Raw genomic sequence first — 16,787 nt, forward strand, 5'->3', positions numbered from 1 at the left:
TGTCATCGTGCGCGACCCGGTCGCTCTCAGTCCAGCCGGTAGCGGATTAGCCGCGAGCTGTTGGCCACCACCGCAACCGACGACGCGTTGTGCAGGATCGCGGCCAGCACGGGGGACAGGGCCCCGCCCGCGCCGATGATCAGCCCGGCGGCGTTGACGGCGATCGACATGCCGTAGTTCTCCCGGATCACCTCCACCGCCCGGGCGCCCAGGTCGCGGACGTCGAGCAGGCGATGCAGGTCGTCGTTGGCCAGTGCCACGTCGGCGGTTTCGACGGCGACGTCGGTACCGGCCAACCCCATCGCGATCCCGATGTCGGCGGCCGCCAGTGCCGGGGCGTCGTTGATGCCGTCGCCGACCATGCCGACGATGTAGCCCTCACCCTGCAGCTCGCGCACCACCTCGAGCTTGTCCTCAGGCATCACCTCGGCGCGCCACTCGTCGATCCCCAGCTCGTCGGCAACCACCTGGGCGATGTCCGGATGGTCGCCGGTCAGCATCACGATGCGACGAATCCCGTTGGCGCGCAACTTCGTCAACACCTCAGTGGCCTCGGGCCGAACCTCGTCGCGCAGACTGATCAGCCCCACCAGCTTGCCGTCCACCGCCAGTAGCAGCGGGGTCTCTGCCTGGCGTCGCAGCTTCTCGACCCACTCCGTCGCCTTCTTCGACACCCTGACCTTTTCGGCCTTCAGCAGCGACGGGCTGCCCAGCAGCAGGGTGCGCCCGTCCGCCCAGGTCCGCATGCCCAGGCCCACCAGCACCTCACACTCCTCGTGCGGCGGAATACTGATGTGGCGTTCCTCGGTGGACCGGATCACTGCTTCGGCCAGCGGATGCCGGGAGTGAATCTCCGAGCTGGCCGCATACGCCAGCACCTGCTCGGGCTGCCAATCCTTATGCATGGCAACGATATTCGTGACCACCGGCCGTCCAACCGTGAGTGTGCCGGTCTTGTCGAACACGATCGCGTCGACCCGGCCCGCCTGCTCGAGGTGGGAGCCGCCCTTGATCAGGATGCCGCGGCGCGCGCCGTTGCCGATCGCGGCGCTGATCGCGGTCGGGGTGGCCAAACCCACTGCGCAAGGGCAGGCGATCAGCAGCATGGTCATCGCACGCCGGACGTCGCCGGTGACAGCCAGCGTGAGCGCCGAAACGATGAACGACGTGGGAACGAAACGGCGAGAGAAGTTTTCGCCGACCGTCTGGATAGGCGCCCGGTCGTGCTGAGCCTCCTCGACGCGGGTGATGATGCGGCCGATGGTGGTCTGGTTGCCGACAGCCTCGGCGCGCACCACGACGCGTCCGCGCACCACGACCGAACCGGCATGCACGTGGGTGCCCATGCCGACGCTGACCGGCAGGTTTTCACCGGTGATCGCGGACTGATTGACGACGGCCTCGCCGTCGACGACTTCGCCGTCCACCGGGATGGCGACGTGGTCGTGCACCACCACCTCGTCACCGATCTCGACGCTGTCGATCGGCACCTGGATTTCCGTCCAGGGGCTAGGGCTCCCAGCAGGCGCGGTGAGCCGGATCCACGCCGTGTCCTGGCTGCCGCGCAGCAGCTCCGAGATGGCCCGCCGGGTCCGTCGCAACGTCAGATCTTGTAGATACTCACCGATGTTGAGCAGCCACAGCACGGTGAGCGCAACCACATTCTCGCGCAGTATCAAGCTCGCCACCGTCGCGGCCGAGACCAGCGCGTCGGTGCCGGCCTTGCCGGACCGCAGCGAACTCAAGGCGCCGCGCAGGAACGGGTATCCGGTGAAGATCGTTACGCCGGTGGCAACCATTCGGCCGCTCGGGCCCAGCAGTGGTGGTCGGCCGAACACGTAACGGCGCACGCCGAGCAGGCTCAGGGCAACCCCGCCGATGACCATGCGCAGCACCTCGGAGTTGCGGATCTCCGACGAATGTGGCGCACGCACCGGAATCAGTTCTGCGGCAACGTATTCAGCACCGTTGATTGCCGCCATTACCTCGGAGCGTTCACAGCGGCGCGGTGAATACCAAACGACAACCGATCCGGTACGCGGGTAGGCGTGCACGGCGCGCACGCCGGTCTGCTTGGCCACGGCCTCCTCGACCGCGACGGCGCGGCGAGAGTCAGAGCGCACCCAGGGGACCGCGACCCGCATGCGGCCGGCTGCATCCGAAAGTACTTCCAGGGCAGGGTCTTCGGCAGGCGCGATGTCTTCAACGATCGCGAGGCTCATGTTCGGGCGATCAGTGCTCGTGATCGTGGGCGTCGCCGACGGTTGGGGTGGGCGCCTCCTCGCCGATGCGCTCGCGGGCCTCGGCCATCACGTCGGCGATTTTGAGTCGCGCCGACTCCGCGGCCGTCTCGGCCTTGCGTGTCCCGCTCAATCCGAGCTCCGCGGTCACCACCGCGGTCTGATGCAGCGGCGCCTTTGCCGCGGCTTTGCGGACTACCTCGTAGGCCGTCACGCCGACCAGGCCGGTGAATACCGTGCCCGCCGCCTTTACCAATAACCCGTACGCCGCCATTGCTTAAACCTTTCTCCCCGTTCGCCGTAGCGTCAACCAAGTACGTTAATGGCAATCATTATCAGTAGGCTATCTAGCGGCTACCGAAGCGAGCCAGGTGACCTGCTTGCTGTCGCCGTGTTCAGCCCATGATTGTTCGAGGTTAACATCGAAGTATTGCTATATCAATATGTATTTTCAGAGGACGCGGGAGACCTTCTCGGTCTCGACTCGGCGCTGCAGCGCCGCCGGATCCGGATTCGCCACCTGCACCAGCGACGCACCGACGGCCATGATTGCCAGCAGGCCGTCGACCAACTCGGCGGGGCCGGGCCACGAGGCGCTGGAAAGCACGCGATCTTTGGACGTCAAACCCTGCGCCGCCGCCGAGTTTGCACAGTCGGTCAGGATCTCGTCGACGGAGCGGCCGGCCAGCGCCGCACCGGGGTGGCGTTCGGGGACTATCTGGTCTGCGTGCACCCGCACCGCGGTGGCGTAGTCGGTGACGCCGATCGGCAGGTCGGGTGCCGGGCGGCCGAACGGATCCAACGACAACACCGCGACCTCGCCACCGGGCTCGACGATCGCGTCGGCCTCGTCCATCCGTTCGGCGGTGCACAGCGCGAGGTCGGCCGGTCCGGCCTCGTCCAGTACGGCTTGCGCGCCGATCCACCACACCCCGAACAAGACCGCGGCGGTCTGCCAGTGCGCCGGCAGCAGAATCGCCACCCGGCTGGTCGGACCCGCACCCAGTTCGTCGCGTAATAGATTGCCGGTCTTGGCAGCCCAATTGGCCAGCGTCACCGCGGACAATTCGATCCGCTCGCCGGTGGCGTCGTCGTAGTAGGTAATGCGCGGACCGACCGGGTCGGCCCGCAACATCGGATCGAGGATCGCTGCACTCACGGTGGTCAGTTGATGCACTCCGGCTTGTCGCTGCCAGCCGTCAGGATCGGCGAGGGCGCAGGAACATTCGGATCGGTGGCCGACTGGTTGGTCACCCGGGCCGGTGCCACGGTGGTGCCGGACAGGCCGGAGCCCGGCCCGGTGTAGTCGTTGGCCAGCACCACCCGGACCGCTCCCGGTGCCAGCGACGCGTCGGAGACGACAGGCAACCCGCCCAGTTCCTTGGACACTTCCTGTGCGCCGACATCGTCGGGTTTATTGGCGCGAATCTGGCTGGCTTTGACATGACTGCCGTCGTTGTTGCCGACGGTCCCGGCGGTAAATCCTTTGGAGCTCAACACGTCTGACACTGCGGCGGCCAATCCGTTGATGTCAGTGTCGTTGACGACGGTGGCGGTGGTCTTGGCGGGGGTGTAGGCCAATTGCTCGGTCTTGCCCTGATCCTGGTCGTGCAGCAGGCCGGCGACCCAGTCCTGCACCTGATGCGGGTCCACCCGGACCACGCTTTGCATGCCGTCGTCGCTCCAGCCGGCTCCATCGAGCACCGGGACGGTGGCAAACGCGACGTTGCCGCCGGCCAGCTTTTGCAGCTGCTGGACGAAATCCATGACGTCCCAACCCTGGGAAATCACCACCGAACGCTGCACGGCGGACTCCAGCCGCTTGAGCGTGCCGGGGCTGGACAGCGTCTGGCCGGAGATCACCCGGTGGGCCAGTGAGGCCATCACTACTTGCTGGCGCACTACCCGGTCCAGGTCGCCGCGCGGCAGGTCGTGGCGCTGGCGCACAAAGCTGAGCGCGTCCGAGCCGTCCAGTTTCTGCGGGCCGGCTGGGAAGTCGGCGCCCGAAAGCGGTTCGTACACAGCGTCTTTGAGGCACACATTGACGCCGCCGAGCGCATCGGTGATCAGCGCGAAACCGAGCAGCCCAATTTCGGCGTAGTGGTCGACGGTGACGCCGGTGAGGTCGGCGACGGTCTTGATCAAGGCCTCGCGACCGGCTTCGGTTCCCTGGACGGCGGCGTCCTCGGCCGAATCACCGGCCTTGACCAGGTTGGCTCGCTTGGCCTCGCGGGTTTGTCCGTACACGCCGTTGATCTTCGTCTTGCCCAGGCCGGGGGCTGTGACATACGAGTCGCGCGGAATCGAGATCGCGGTGGCCGACTTCCCGTTGTTCGGGATCCGGACCAGGATGATGGTGTCGGTATTGGTGGCTTCTTCGTCACCGGCCTTCAGCGTGGCCAGTTCCTCGGGTGTCAACGCATTGCCATGGGCGTCCGTGCGACTGTCCAGCCCGACCAGCAGGATGTCGATCGCGCCGTCGTCGCCGCCCTTGCCCAGCGATGGCGCGGACATGTGGAAGATGCCGTCTTCAAATGCTCGGACGTTGTTCCAGGCCACGCCGGTGCCGAGCACGACGGCGACAGCTAGCACAGTGGCAACAACACGAACCACACGTTGCACAGGCATCACATTAGGTTACTTGCGGAACAGCTGCTTCTCGGGTAGCCAGCAGCGGCGTGGCCCGAGCTTTCCGGGACATGCCAGACTCGAACCATGTCAGCCAGGATCGTCGTCACCGGAGCCGGTGGGCAGTTGGGCGGCTGTCTGGCGGCACAGGCCGTTGACCAGCGGCGCAGTGTCCTCGCGTTGACGTCCGCGCAGTGGGACATCACCGACCCGGCCGCCGCCGAGGCGATTGTGACAAGCGGCGATGTCGTTATTAACTGCGCCGCGTACACCAATGTCGACGGTGCCGAGAGCGATCAAGCAAGGGCATACGCGGTCAATGAAGCGGCGCCGGAACACATTGCGCGGGCATGCGCGCGGACTGGCGCCAGGCTGATCCACGTCTCGACGGACTTCGTCTTCGCCGGCGATTTCGGCGGTGGGGATCCCCGCCCCTACGAACCCAGCGACGAGACCTCGCCGCGTGGTGTTTACGCGTGCAGCAAGCGGGCCGGCGAGGTGGCCGTCCTGGCGGCGCTGCCCGAAGCCGTCGTGGTCCGCACCGCCTGGGTCTACACCGGCGGCACCGGCAGCGACTTCGTCGCGATCATGCGCAAGCTCGCGGCCGGTGACGGCCCGATCAAGGTCGTCGACGACCAGATCGGCTCGCCGACCTACGTCGCCGACTTGGCCGTCGCCCTGCTACAGGTGGCCGACCTCGTTGTTGGAGGTCTCTCCGGCCGCATCCTGCACGCCGCCAACGAGGGCGTCGTCTCCCGATTCGAGTTGGCCCGCGCGATCTTCGAGGAGTGTGGCGCCGACCCCGACCGGGTGAACCCGGTGAGCACCGACGAATTTCCCCGCCCCGCGCCCCGGCCGACCTACTCCGCGCTGGCGAGCCAGCAGTCGGCCGCGGCGGGCATGGCGCCGCTAAGGCCCTGGCGCCCTGCACTTGTCGCCGCGCTGGCCGTGTCGGGGGGCCCAGTCCCAGCCGAACGACCGATAATCTCTACGCGTGACTGACGTCCTGCCGGTCGTGACGGTGACCTATTCGCCGGGCCACCACCTCGAACGTTTTCTGGCTTCGCTGTCGCTGGCGACCGAGCGCCCGGTCAGCGTTCTGATGGCCGACAACGGTTCCACCGACGGCACCCCAGAGGCGGCAGTGGAGCGCTACCCGAACGTGCGGTTGTTCAACATCGGGGCCAACCTCGGGTACGGAACCGCGGTCAACCGCGCAATCGAGCACCTTTGCGAGCGCGGGGAGGTCGACGACTGGGTGCTGGTGGCCAACCCGGATGTGCAGTGGGGCCCGAACAGCATCGACGCGCTCCTGGAGGCGGCCACCCGCTGGCCGCAGGCCGGCGCGCTGGGCCCGCTGATCCACGACCCCGACGGATCGGTGTATCCGTCGGCACGCCACCTGCCCAGCCTGATCCGAGGCGGCATGCACGCGGTGCTCGGGCCGTTCTGGAAACGCAATCCCTGGACCGCGGCGTACCGCCAGGAGCGGCTTGAGCCCAGCGAGCGGCCGGTGGGCTGGCTATCGGGCTCATGTCTGCTGCTGCGCCGCTCGGCGTTCGGTCAGATCGGCGGATTCGACGAGCGCTACTTCATGTATATGGAAGACGTCGACCTCGGCGACCGGCTCGGCAAAGCCGGCTGGCTCAACGTCTACGTGCCGTCGGCAGAAGTGCTGCACCACAAGGGCCACTCCACCGGGCGCGATCCGGCAGGCCATCTGGCCGCGCACCACCGGAGCACCTATATCTTCCTGGCCGACCGGCATTCCGGATGGTGGCTGGCTCCGCTGCGCTGGACGCTGCGGGCATCGCTGGCGCTGCGGTCGGCTCTGATGGTGCGCAACTCGCGCCGGGAGCGAACCGAGAAGCTGGCAGAAGGGCGGCACTGAATTGGCGACTCTTCCAGTGGATGCGGTGATCCTGGTCGGCGGTAAAGGCACTCGGCTGCGGCCGCTGACGCTGTCGGCGCCCAAGCCGATGCTGCCGACGGCCGGGGTGCCGTTTCTGACGCATATGTTGTCGCGGGTCGCCGCTGCGGGCGTCGACCACGTGATCCTGAGCACCTCATACAAGGCCGGGGTGTTCGAAGCGGAGTTCGGTGACGGGTCCGCGCTTGGTCTTGCGATCGACTACGTCACCGAATCCGAACCGCTCGGGACCGGCGGCGGCATCGCCAACATCGCCGACAAGCTGCGCCATGACACCGCGTTGGTGTTCAACGGTGACGTGCTCTCGGGTGCTGACCTCGGTCAGCTGGTTCAGGCGCACCGGGCCAACCAAGCCGACGTCACGCTGCACCTGGTTCGGGTTGGCGATCCGCGCGCGTTCGGTTGCGTGCCGACCGACGAGAACAACCGGGTGATGGCTTTTCTGGAGAAGACCGAGGATCCGCCGACCGATCAGATCAACGCCGGTACCTACGTCTTCGAGCGCGAGATCATCGACCGGATTCCGCGGGGCCGGCCGGTGTCGGTCGAGCGCGAGGTGTTCCCGTCGCTGCTGTCGGACCCCGACGTCAAGTTCTGCGGCTACGTCGACGCCGCCTATTGGCGCGACATGGGCACCCCGGACGACTTTGTCCGCGGATCGTCGGACCTGGTGCGCGGCATCGTCACGTCCCCGGCGCTGCAGGGACATCGGGGCGAGCAGCTGGTGCACGACGGCGCGGCGGTGTCGCCTGGTGCGGTGGTGATCGGCGGCACGGTCGTCGGGCGCGGCGCCGAGATCGGTCCCGGGGTGCGGCTGGACGGCGCGGTGATTTTCGAGGGCGCCAAGATCGAGGCCGGCAGCGTGATCGAACGCTCGATCATCGGCTTCGGGGCCCGCATCGGGCCGCGCGCCCTGATCCGCGACGGTGTGATCGGCGATGGCGCCGATATCGGTGCCCGGTGTGAGCTGCTGCGCGGCGCCCGGGTGTGGCCCGGCGTCTCCATTCCCGACGGTGGGATCCGCTACTCGTCGGATGTGTGACCCTCTTTTCGCCGAACGTGACGCTGCAGTCACGTTGGGCGCCGAACGTGACGCTGCGGTCACGTTGGGCGGGTCAGGAAGACGTCGCCCGCGAAACCAGGTGGGCGAGCGCGTAATCGGTCCCGGGCGGCAACGCGTCGGCTGGCCACCAGCGCAAGTCCTCGGATTCGTCGCTGATCGCGATCTGCGCGCCCGCCGGCGCGTGCGCCACGAATTGCAGGTCGAGATGGCGGGTCGGGACGCCCAGCGAGCAGGTGAGCGGATGGACGTGAATCGCGGCCAGATCCGGTGCGATGCGCAGATCGGCGATACCGGATTCCTCGACGGCCTCGCGCAGCGCCGCGGCCACGATGTCTGAGTCGTCATCGTCACAATGGCCGCCGAGCTGCACCCAGCGGCGCAGCCGGCGATGCAGCGTCAGCAGCACCCGGGTACCGGTGTGATCGAGCACGATCGCCGACGCCGTGACGTGGCCGGCTTCGCACTCGCGCAGGCACGCGTCGGGGCGGCCGTGCACGAAGGCCAGCACGGCATGCCGCAGCGAGTCCTGCGCCGGGTCGGGCGCCTGCCAGTCGGTGAGGAGCGAGATCGCCGAGTCGCGGATGCTCATCGCGCGCTGCGCCGGGTTCGGCGATCGCGCAGAGTCTGCCATGCCGCTCGGCACTGCGCGACGACATCCGGCGACCAGCCGAGCCCGTCGATCAGGACATGACGGTCGACGGTGTCGAGTGCCTTCTCGATTTCGTTGGCTTTCAACAGGAGATCGACATCTTCGGCGAGTCCCGCGCCGGCATGCGCCGGTGCGGGAATGGGCAGCTGCTCGGCTTCGCGCGGCTCCAGTTCCAAGATTCCTCCACCGTAACTACGGCCCATCACCTCGGCGAAGGCGAACGTCGCGCTGTTGTGGAACACCGCGGCAAACGCCGCCGGGTCGACCCGGCTTTCGCGGGAGCCGATGAGCCGCACCCGATGCACGGTGTCGGTGCTCGTCGCGCCGGCGGCGTTCACCGTCAGGCGCGGGGCCAGGTGAATCTGGCGCAGCAGGAACAGGTCGGGGACCCATAGCGACGGAGTACGCCACCACGGCGTCCGGATCGAGCACTTGTAGCCGCGGTGGACGCCGTCGGCCTCACCCGCATCGATGTGGGCGGCCAGAGCGGAATCGGCCGGGGTGTCCGGGGCGTTGAGCAGCCAGGTCCGGTGCCCGGCCGCGACATCGCTTGCCCGGCAATCGGTGTCGTAGACCAGGCCGCTCAGCTGTCTGCTGCGCGAGACGAGCGGGACGCAGTGCGGCCGCAGTCCCAGCTCGTGGGCTTGTGCGTTGGTGAAGGTGAAGAAGCTGTTGCGGCCTGTCACGATGCCGACGTCGACATCGGCGATGGACCCGAGCCGCGTCATCGTGTCGGATCCCTTGAGGGTGCGCAGCAGTCCGATCGCGGCGGGGTCCAAAAAGTATTTGGTCCACTTCTCCTGTTCGTGCAGCAGCGCGGGAGCGGAATCCACATCGAGGTCAGCGTCCTCGAGTGCATCGGCGTCGGTGAGATTGACCGTGCGAATCCGCGCGGGGCCCGCACCGGTCACCCCGCAGAACAACACGACTTCCTGCAGGATGCCGTCGAACACCAGACGTTCAAATGTGATCAGGGTGATTTCGCGATAGCGGGTGAGCAGAAATTCGCGCAATTGCGCGGCATAACCGACTTGCAGCAATTCGGCGGGCAATACCAAACCCACTCGTCCACCATCGCGCACCAATGCGGTGCTTGCTACGACGAAAGGAACCCACGCATTGGTCAACCTGCTGGGGCGCAGACCTTCGCGTCGCATCAGCTCGAGCGCCGGCTCTCGTTGCTCGGATGCCCAGTTGCCGAATCGAATGTAGGGCGGGTTGCCCGCGACCCCGTCGCGGTCGGCGGACTGGATCTCGGTCAGCCAGACGAACAGGTTCGCGGCGTCCACCGGAGCGAACGCTCGCGACTTCGCCGCCTCGCTGTCGACGAGTTCCACGCCGTGCGCCTGGTTGCTCAGCTCGGCCAGCTCACGCAGGATTGCGCCGTCGCCGCAGGAGGGTTCGACAATCCGGGGGCCGGCCTCGCGGACCCAGCGGGCCAGAAATCGCGCCACCGATGTCGGTGTGTAGTAGCCGCCGCGGACCTTGTCGGCCGATACGGCCGCCTTGCCCGCGAACGTCTTCACCGGCTCAGTATCACTTGTCGATCAGGAGATCCCCGGGATGCACGGGATCGCGCAACCCGGCGGCCCGCGCTTCTTCGGAGGCGTAACCGATCGCGATGGCGCCCAACGGCTCCCAATCGGGCGGCAATTCCAGCTCGGCCCGCACCAAATCGGCGGCAAAGATCGTCGAGCCGATCCAGCAGCTGCCCACCCCCCGAACGGCCAGCGCGACCAGCAGAGCCTGCACGGCCGCGCCGACGGCGACGGTGAACATCGTGTGCTCGGCATCGGTGCGCTCGGCGTCGGTATAAGTGTGTGCCCCGTCGAGCACCAGCATCGGGATGACCACCTCGGGTGCGTCGTAGAGGATCTGGCCGCGTGCCACCCGCCGGTCGATCGAGACGGCGGCCCTGCCGTCACCGGCGAGGTCGGCGCGCCACTTGTCCTGCATGCGGTCGAGCAGTCGGGTCCGGGTGGCCGCAGTGCGCAGCCACACGAACCGCACCGGGCGAGTGTGATGCGGGGCCGGTGCAGTCAGGGCCTCGGCGACGGCGGCCTCGATCAAATCCGGCGGCACCGGCTCGTCAGAGAACCGGCGCACCGATCTGCGCAACAGCTGGGCCTGTCGGCGGCCCATGTCGATGGCTTCGGCGGTGCCGAGCCAGAACAGATCGTCGGGACCGGATCGCAGCAAATGCCGTGCCGTGGTGCCGTCATCGACGACGCGCAGGCCGCGCACGACGGCCACCGGCATGGCGGTCAGCTTGCCCTTGACCAGATCGGCAGCCGCGGCGACTTCGTCGGCCACCGCGATCTCGGTGACCACCAGCTCGTTGCCATGCTCGTCGACCGCACCGCAATAGCCGTGCAGCACAGCCAAACCCGCTGCACCGACCGCGGCGTCGATCTGGCCGTTGCGCCAGGCCCGGCCCATGGTGTCGGTGATCACCACCGCGACGCCGACACCGAGCTTGTCGCGCAATGCGGTCCGCAGCGCCGCCGCGCTGGCGTCGGGGTCGACGGGCAGCAGCGCGAGTTCGGTCCGGCCGACATTGGATCCGTCGACACCGGCGGCGGCCTGGACCAGCCCGAGCCGGTTCTCGGTGATCAGCGTTCGGCCCTTGCGGGCCAGCACCCGCACCGCCTCGTCGTCGACCAGCTTGCGCCGGAGCTCATCGCGCTCCTCGGGATTCTCGGGCGCGGCGACCAACCGGCCCTCGCATTTGGACACCACCTTGCTGGTGACCACCACGACGTCGTTGTCTCGCAGCCATGGCACGGCGGCGGCGATCGCGGCACCGAGATCGTCGCCGGGGCGGAATTCAGGAAGCCCGGTGACGGGCAGGATCTCGATCGCCGCGGCGGTGCCATGCTCTTTCGGCGTAGGGGTCATGGCAGCACGCCCGCAATGTCGAATCCGGCGGAGACCATTTCGGCGGTCGCCTTCGGGTCGCTCATCAGCAGCGGCACCGAGCGCACCGCGACGCCTTCGATTTCCGCGTGATCGCCCTCGTGCACGAGCCAGCAATCCAATATCCCGGTGGCCGCGCGCGCACCGTAGTACCTACCGACGGCTTCGGCGGTGGAATCGACCCCGATCACCTCGAGGCAGGCATCGGCCATGCCACGCAATGGCTTTCCACCGATGATCGGCGAGTAGCCGACGACCGGTGCGGAAGCCGCCCGCAGCGCGCCGCGAATGCCCGGGACGGCCAGAATCGCGCCGACGCTCACCACCGGATTCGACGGAGCCAGCAAGATAATGTCGGCGTCGCCGATGGCCTGGACCGCTTCAGTTGTCGCGCTGGCCGTTTCGGCGCCGACGAACGCGAAGCTGTGGGTGCTCACGTTGGCCCGATAGCGCACCCACCATTCCTGGAAGTGGATCGCGCGCCGGCTGCTGTCGGCGGGATCGGTGATCACCACGTGTGTTTCGCAGCGGTTGTCGCTGGCGGGTACCAGTTGCGCGCCCGGTTGCCACCGGTCGCAGAGCGCCGTGGTGACCGCTGACAGCGGGTAGCCGGCGTTGAGCATCTGGGTGCGTACGAGATGGGTTCCCAGATCGCGGTCACCCAGTTGGAACCAATCCGGCTGCACACCATAACGCGCCAATTCCTCTTTGGCATGCCAGGTTTCGTCCCGGTGACCCCATCCCCGCTCGGGGTCGACGCCTCCACCTAAGGTATACATGCAGGTGTCCAAATCTGGACAAATCCGGACCCCATGGATCCAGGCATCGTCGCCAATGTTGACGACGGCAGTCAGCTCGTGGCCGGTTGCTCGTCCCTCGGCGCTGAACTGACCCAGCCCGAGTAACTGTTGAACACCCAGCAGGAATCGGGCGCCGCCGACCCCGCCGACCAGAACGGTGACCTTCACATCGCACGACAGTACCGGCCACCGAAGGTTCGAAATCGACGACCACATCCAACAGTTGGGAGCGGTTGTGATGGATACGCCGAAGGGCCGGAATAACAGAAACGCCGGAATTTGATCACGAGATGGTATGGAAATACGCCGAAACGCTTGACCCGGCAGATTAACCCGTGTCTAATCACATCAGTGTCATTTCCCGGTTGGCCGGCCGGTTCCGGTGTCGCAGACCGAGATTCGATCACTTGTTCGAATTGTCTGTTACATCAGAACAGCGGGAAACAACCACTCTCTCAAACACGAAGCTGAGGAGGCGTACGACGCATGTCTTACGAGCACCTACGGGGCGTCATGCCAAGCACTGAGCACGCCGCGATCAGCTCCTCGCCGGCGCCGATTTTCCGGCCGCACTTGACCGTGGTTCCCGATGCGCCAGTCGCATTCGAGCCCGAGCCGTTGCCGTTGCCGGAATCCGAACTCACTCCGGACCAGTGGCAGGACCGCGCGCTGTGCGCGCAGACCGACCCGGAGGCCTTCTTCCCGGAGAAGGGGGGGTCGACCCGCGAGGCCAAGAAGATCTGCCTGGGCTGCGAGGTACGTCACGAGTGCCTCGAGTACGCCCTGGCGCATGACGAGCGCTTCGGCATCTGGGGTGGCCTCTCCGAGCGCGAGCGCCGCCGCCTCAAGCGCGGCATCATCTGACGCGACAAACCCTTATCGGTTTTATTCGTCCTCGATCGTCGGGTCGATAACCGTTGGTTCAACGTCGAGATAAATGGCGACCTGAGCCACCAGAATCTCATGCAATAATTCGCCAAGTTCGACGGTGTCTTTAGCGCGCCGTTCGATGGGTTTGCGAAACAGCACAATTCGCGCCCTTGTCGAATTGCCTCGGACATCCACCCCGGCCGGGATCAACCGGGCCAGTGCGATCGGTCCGTCGGCGACGACCTCGGGCGGCCACTGCACGCTTTCCGGATCCTTGGCCGCGATGCGGGGAATTTCATCGACTGCCACATCAAGTTCGGCCACTCGCGATTGCCAGCGCCGCTCGATGGGTTCGTAAGCCTCGAGCACCGCCATGTCGAATCGCTCGGCCCGACTGCGCCATCCGGGCACCGTCGTCGGCAGCAAAGGGCTGCGCATATCGCGCCCCCGCCGAGTTGCCCGGTGCCCAGACGTTCGGCCTGACGGCCGCCCGTTGCGCGGGAAACTGCGCCAATTACCCACGCGCCGATGGTAACGGTTGAACATCGTGCGTCGAACGGATGCGCGTGTCCGGCGCTTCGGGGGCGTTTCCGCACGATAGCCTTTGCGACGTGAACGTTCCCCGTCGCTGCTGCCGGCCCGGGTGCCCGCATTACGCCGTGGCGACCCTGACGTTCGTCTACTCGGACTCGACGGCAGTTGTAGGACCACTCGCGACCGCGCGCGAGCCGCATTCGTGGGATTTGTGCGTCGGCCACGCCGGCCGGATCACCGCGCCCCGCGGATGGGAGCTGGTGCGGCACGCCGGACCCCTGAATTCGGAGCCCACGAATCCCGACGAAGACGATTTGGTCGCCCTTGCCGATGCCGTGCGCGAAGGCGGTCAGGGGGAGGCGGCGGTGTCGTACGCCGGCGGAACCGGCATGCCGCTGAACGGCTTTTCCGATCAACACGTCCAGCACGCCGGAGCTCAGGCCACCGCGCCCAGCAGCCATCTGCTCGCGCCGTCCGAAAAATGCTCCGGACGCCGCCGCGGGCATCTGCGGGTGCTGCCCGATCCGTCCGACTAGCGCGGCGGGGTTTCTTCTAAACCGTTTGGAACCGTAACTTCTGCGGGCCGATAGGCTGACGCCAAGAGGCAAATCAATCTATGGCGTCAAGGAGGCCCCGCATGTCCCGGCCCGCCGCGACTGTCCACCGTGTCATCAAGGCTTATGACATCCGGGGGCTGGTTGGCGAAGAGATCGACGAGTCGCTGGTCGCCGACATCGGGGCCGCGTTCGCCGCGTTGATGCGCGGCGAGGGTGCCCAACGTGTGGCGATCGGATACGACATGCGCGACAGTTCGCCGTCGCTTGCCGCTGCCTTCGCGACCGGGGTGACCAACCAGGGCCTGGACGTGGTGCGCATCGGGTTAGCGTCCACCGATCAGCTGTATTTCGCCTCGGGCTTGCTGGACTGCCCAGGCGCGATGTTCACCGCCAGCCACAACCCCGCCGCCTACAACGGCATCAAGCTCTGCCGGGCCGCCGCCTTGCCGGTCGGCGCGGACAGCGGGCTGAAAGTGATCACCGAAGACCTGATCGCCGGGGTCGGGGCTTACGACGGGAAGCCCGGGACCATCAGCGATCGTGACGTGCTCGCCGACTACGGCGAGTTCCTGCGTTCGCTGGTCCAGACCTCCGGATTGCGCCCGCTGCGGGTGGCGGTGGACGCGGGCAACGGCATGGCCGGGCACACGGCACCGGCGGTGCTTGGCGCGATCGGCTCAATCACGTTGCTGCCGTTGTACTTCGAGCTTGACGGTTCGTTTCCCAATCACGAAGCCAACCCGCTGGACGCGGCCAACCTGCTGGATCTGCAGTTTTATGTGCGCGAAACCGGTGCCGATATCGGGCTGGCCTTCGACGGCGACGCCGACCGGTGCTTCGTGGTCGACGAGCGCGGGATGCCGGTCTCGCCATCGACGGTGACCAGCCTGGTGGCCGCCCGCGAACTCGGCCGGGAGATCGGCGCCACCGTCATCCACAATCTGATCACGTCTCGCGCGGTGCCCGAACTGGTCGCCGAGCGCGGCGGCACACCGCTGCGCTCGCGCGTCGGACACTCCTATATCAAGACGCTGATGGCCGAAACCGGTGCGATCTTCGGCGGTGAACATTCGGCGCACTACTACTTCCGTGATTTCTGGGGCGCCGATTCGGGCATGCTGGCCGCGCTGTACGTGCTGGCCGCCCTCGGTGAGCAGGACCGGCCGCTCTCGGAGCTGACCGCGGACTACCACCGCTACGAATCCTCCGGCGAGATCAATTTCAAGGTGGACGACGCCGCATTGTGCGTGGACGCCGTGTTGAGGTCGTTCGGCAGCCGGATTCACTCCATCGATCACCTGGACGGGGTGACGGTGGATTTGGGCGACGGCAGCTGGTTCAACCTGCGCACCTCGAACACCGAGCCGTTGCTGCGGCTCAACGCCGAGGGGCGCACCGCCGAGGATGTCGAAGCGATGATTGCCGAGATCAGCACCGAGATAACCGGCCAGGTGCAGCGCAACGAGGGTGTGCCGTGAACGCCACCCGCGCGATCGATCTAGAAGACATCGACGGCCTGCTCGCCGCCGACGGACAGGGCTTGTTGCGATCCGTCTCGTCGGCGGGAGCGCAGGTGCGCGCCGTCGCCGCGGCGGTCGACGAAGGCGAACTGAACTCCCTGCGCACCGGCGACCGCCCACGCAGCGTCATCTGGGTGGCCGGCCGGGGGACCGCCGAGGCGGCCGGGGCGATGCTGGCCGCGACGCAGGGCGGCGCGGCGTCGGCGCCGATCGCGGTCGTCAGCGAGGCCCCGCCGTGGGCGGGTCCGCTCGACGTGCTGATCGTCGCGGGCGACGACCCCGGCGATCCAGCTCTGGTCAGTGCCGCCGCGACCGGGGTGCGCCGCGGTGCCCGGGTGGTCGTCGTCGCGCCGTACGAGGGTCCGCTGCGCGACGCCACCGCCGGCCGCGCCGCGGTGCTGGCGCCGCGGCTGTGGGTTCCCGACGAGTTCGGATTGTGCCGGTATCTGGCCGCCGGATTGGCCACGTTGCAAACGGTGGATTCCCGACTGGATATCGATGTGCCGGCGCTCGCCGACGAGCTGGACGCCGAGGCACTGCGCAACAGTGCGTCCCGTGAGCTATTCACCAACCCGGCCAAGACAATTGCCGCACGCCTGTCCGATCACCGGGTTGCGCTGGCCGGTGACTGTGCGGCGACGCTCGCGCTGGCCCGGCACGGCAGTTCGGCCCTGCTGCGGATCGCGCGCCAGGTGGTCGCCGCCACCGGGCTGGCGGACGCGGTTGTGGCACTGCGCGAGCCCGCCGAGGTCGGCTCCGGGTTGGCCGGATCCCCGTCGTCGGTCGATGCGCTTTTCCACGACGAAGAGCTCGACGGACCGTTGCCGCAGCGACTGCGGGTGCTGGTGCTGACGTTGTCCGGCGACCGCACGGTGGCGGCCGCTCGGATTGCCGGGCTCGACGACGTCTACTTGGTCGCGGCCGAGGATGTGCCCGATGTGTCCAACACGTCCGACGCCGTGACCGTCCCTGCTGCTCCGCGCGAACCGACCGGTGCCGGGCGCGCCGAGCAGCAACTGGCAGTATTGGCCGTTCGGCTGGAGATGGCCGCCGTTTACTTGCGACTGGTGCGGGGATAGA

General features: G+C 67.3%; 16 protein-coding genes. 7 read left to right on the forward strand and 9 right to left on the reverse strand.

Features of this window, described 5'->3' with window-relative positions; genetic code table 11:
- Nucleotides 1-26 precede the first annotated feature (26 nt).
- The 4 genes from ctpC to H7K34_RS08895 all read right to left on the reverse strand — a co-directional run bounded on the left by ctpC (nucleotide 27) and on the right by H7K34_RS08895 (nucleotide 4,871).
- Nucleotides 27-2,222 (reverse strand): manganese-exporting P-type ATPase CtpC, encoded by a 2,196-nt coding sequence (ctpC, locus tag H7K34_RS08880; protein ID WP_264061490.1) that lies wholly within the window; start codon nucleotides 2,220-2,222, stop codon nucleotides 27-29.
- 10 nt (nucleotides 2,223-2,232) lie between these two features.
- Nucleotides 2,233-2,514 (reverse strand): DUF1490 family protein, encoded by a 282-nt coding sequence (locus tag H7K34_RS08885; RefSeq protein ID WP_264061491.1) that lies wholly within the window; start codon nucleotides 2,512-2,514, stop codon nucleotides 2,233-2,235.
- Nucleotides 2,515-2,691: 177 nt separating this feature from the next.
- Nucleotides 2,692-3,417, reverse strand: coding sequence for a TIGR03089 family protein (locus H7K34_RS08890; protein ID WP_264061492.1), 726 nt, complete (start codon nucleotides 3,415-3,417; stop codon nucleotides 2,692-2,694).
- Nucleotides 3,405-4,871 carry an LCP family protein gene (locus H7K34_RS08895; protein WP_372510716.1) on the reverse strand — a complete coding sequence of 489 codons (1,467 nt, stop codon included), beginning with the start codon at nucleotides 4,869-4,871 and terminating at the stop codon, nucleotides 3,405-3,407. The genes H7K34_RS08890 and H7K34_RS08895 overlap by 13 nt, the downstream gene beginning before the upstream one ends.
- 84 nt (nucleotides 4,872-4,955) lie before the next feature.
- Here H7K34_RS08895 and rfbD point away from each other — a divergent pair, with 84 nt between their 5' ends.
- Genes rfbD through manB form a run of 3 tightly spaced genes read left to right on the forward strand, consistent with a single transcriptional unit; the run spans nucleotide 4,956 to nucleotide 7,840 of the window.
- Entirely contained in the window at nucleotides 4,956-5,870 is a 915-nt protein-coding gene (gene rfbD / locus H7K34_RS08900) for a dTDP-4-dehydrorhamnose reductase (RefSeq protein WP_264061495.1), read from the forward strand.
- Complete coding sequence (locus tag H7K34_RS08905) at nucleotides 5,863-6,759, forward strand: glycosyltransferase family 2 protein (RefSeq protein ID WP_264061496.1); 897 nt, start codon at nucleotides 5,863-5,865, stop codon at nucleotides 6,757-6,759. Before rfbD ends, H7K34_RS08905 begins: the two co-directional genes overlap by 8 nt.
- Nucleotide 6,760: 1 nt before the next feature.
- A complete protein-coding gene (gene manB / locus H7K34_RS08910; protein ID WP_264061498.1) occupies nucleotides 6,761-7,840 on the forward strand; it encodes a mannose-1-phosphate guanylyltransferase in 1,080 nt (359 codons plus the stop codon).
- 73 nt (nucleotides 7,841-7,913) lie between these two features.
- Here the strand turns inward: manB and H7K34_RS08915 are convergent, their stop codons facing one another.
- From H7K34_RS08915 to cofD, 4 genes are read right to left on the reverse strand one after another with little or no spacing between them, the layout of a single operon-like run.
- A complete protein-coding gene (locus tag H7K34_RS08915) occupies nucleotides 7,914-8,450 on the reverse strand; it encodes an NUDIX domain-containing protein (RefSeq protein WP_264061499.1) in 537 nt (178 codons plus the stop codon).
- The gene (locus H7K34_RS08920; RefSeq protein ID WP_264061501.1) at nucleotides 8,447-10,036 is read right to left on the reverse strand and encodes a class I SAM-dependent methyltransferase; all 1,590 of its coding nucleotides are present in this window, start codon (nucleotides 10,034-10,036) and stop codon (nucleotides 8,447-8,449) included. The genes H7K34_RS08915 and H7K34_RS08920 overlap by 4 nt, the downstream gene beginning before the upstream one ends.
- A gap of 10 nt (nucleotides 10,037-10,046) precedes the next feature.
- Entirely contained in the window at nucleotides 10,047-11,408 is a 1,362-nt protein-coding gene (locus H7K34_RS08925) for a coenzyme F420-0:L-glutamate ligase (protein ID WP_264061502.1), read from the reverse strand.
- Entirely contained in the window at nucleotides 11,405-12,394 is a 990-nt protein-coding gene (cofD, locus tag H7K34_RS08930) for a 2-phospho-L-lactate transferase (RefSeq protein WP_264061503.1), read from the reverse strand. Before cofD ends, H7K34_RS08925 begins: the two co-directional genes overlap by 4 nt.
- Before the next feature lie 318 nt (nucleotides 12,395-12,712).
- On the opposite strand from cofD, the gene H7K34_RS08935 reads away from it, so the two are divergent.
- Nucleotides 12,713-13,090 (forward strand): WhiB family transcriptional regulator, encoded by a 378-nt coding sequence (locus tag H7K34_RS08935; RefSeq protein ID WP_308203175.1) that lies wholly within the window; start codon nucleotides 12,713-12,715, stop codon nucleotides 13,088-13,090.
- 21 nt (nucleotides 13,091-13,111) lie between these two features.
- Here the strand turns inward: H7K34_RS08935 and H7K34_RS08940 are convergent, their stop codons facing one another.
- Nucleotides 13,112-13,534 carry a metallopeptidase family protein gene (locus H7K34_RS08940; RefSeq protein WP_264061504.1) on the reverse strand — a complete coding sequence of 141 codons (423 nt, stop codon included), beginning with the start codon at nucleotides 13,532-13,534 and terminating at the stop codon, nucleotides 13,112-13,114.
- Nucleotides 13,535-13,707: 173 nt separating this feature from the next.
- Between H7K34_RS08940 and H7K34_RS08945 the strand changes: the two genes are divergently transcribed.
- From H7K34_RS08945 to H7K34_RS08955, 3 genes are all read left to right on the forward strand, one after another.
- A complete protein-coding gene (locus tag H7K34_RS08945; protein WP_264061505.1) occupies nucleotides 13,708-14,166 on the forward strand; it encodes a DUF3499 domain-containing protein in 459 nt (152 codons plus the stop codon).
- Between the two features lie 101 nt (nucleotides 14,167-14,267).
- Nucleotides 14,268-15,665 (forward strand): phosphomannomutase/phosphoglucomutase, encoded by a 1,398-nt coding sequence (locus H7K34_RS08950; protein WP_264061506.1) that lies wholly within the window; start codon nucleotides 14,268-14,270, stop codon nucleotides 15,663-15,665.
- Nucleotides 15,662-16,786, forward strand: a complete 1,125-nt coding sequence (locus tag H7K34_RS08955; RefSeq protein WP_264061507.1) for a TobH protein — start codon at nucleotides 15,662-15,664, stop codon at nucleotides 16,784-16,786. Before H7K34_RS08950 ends, H7K34_RS08955 begins: the two co-directional genes overlap by 4 nt.
- Nucleotide 16,787 lies beyond the last annotated feature (1 nt).

The sequence above is a fragment of the Mycobacterium montefiorense genome, assembly GCF_025823255.1.
Taxonomy (GTDB): domain Bacteria; phylum Actinomycetota; class Actinomycetes; order Mycobacteriales; family Mycobacteriaceae; genus Mycobacterium; species Mycobacterium montefiorense.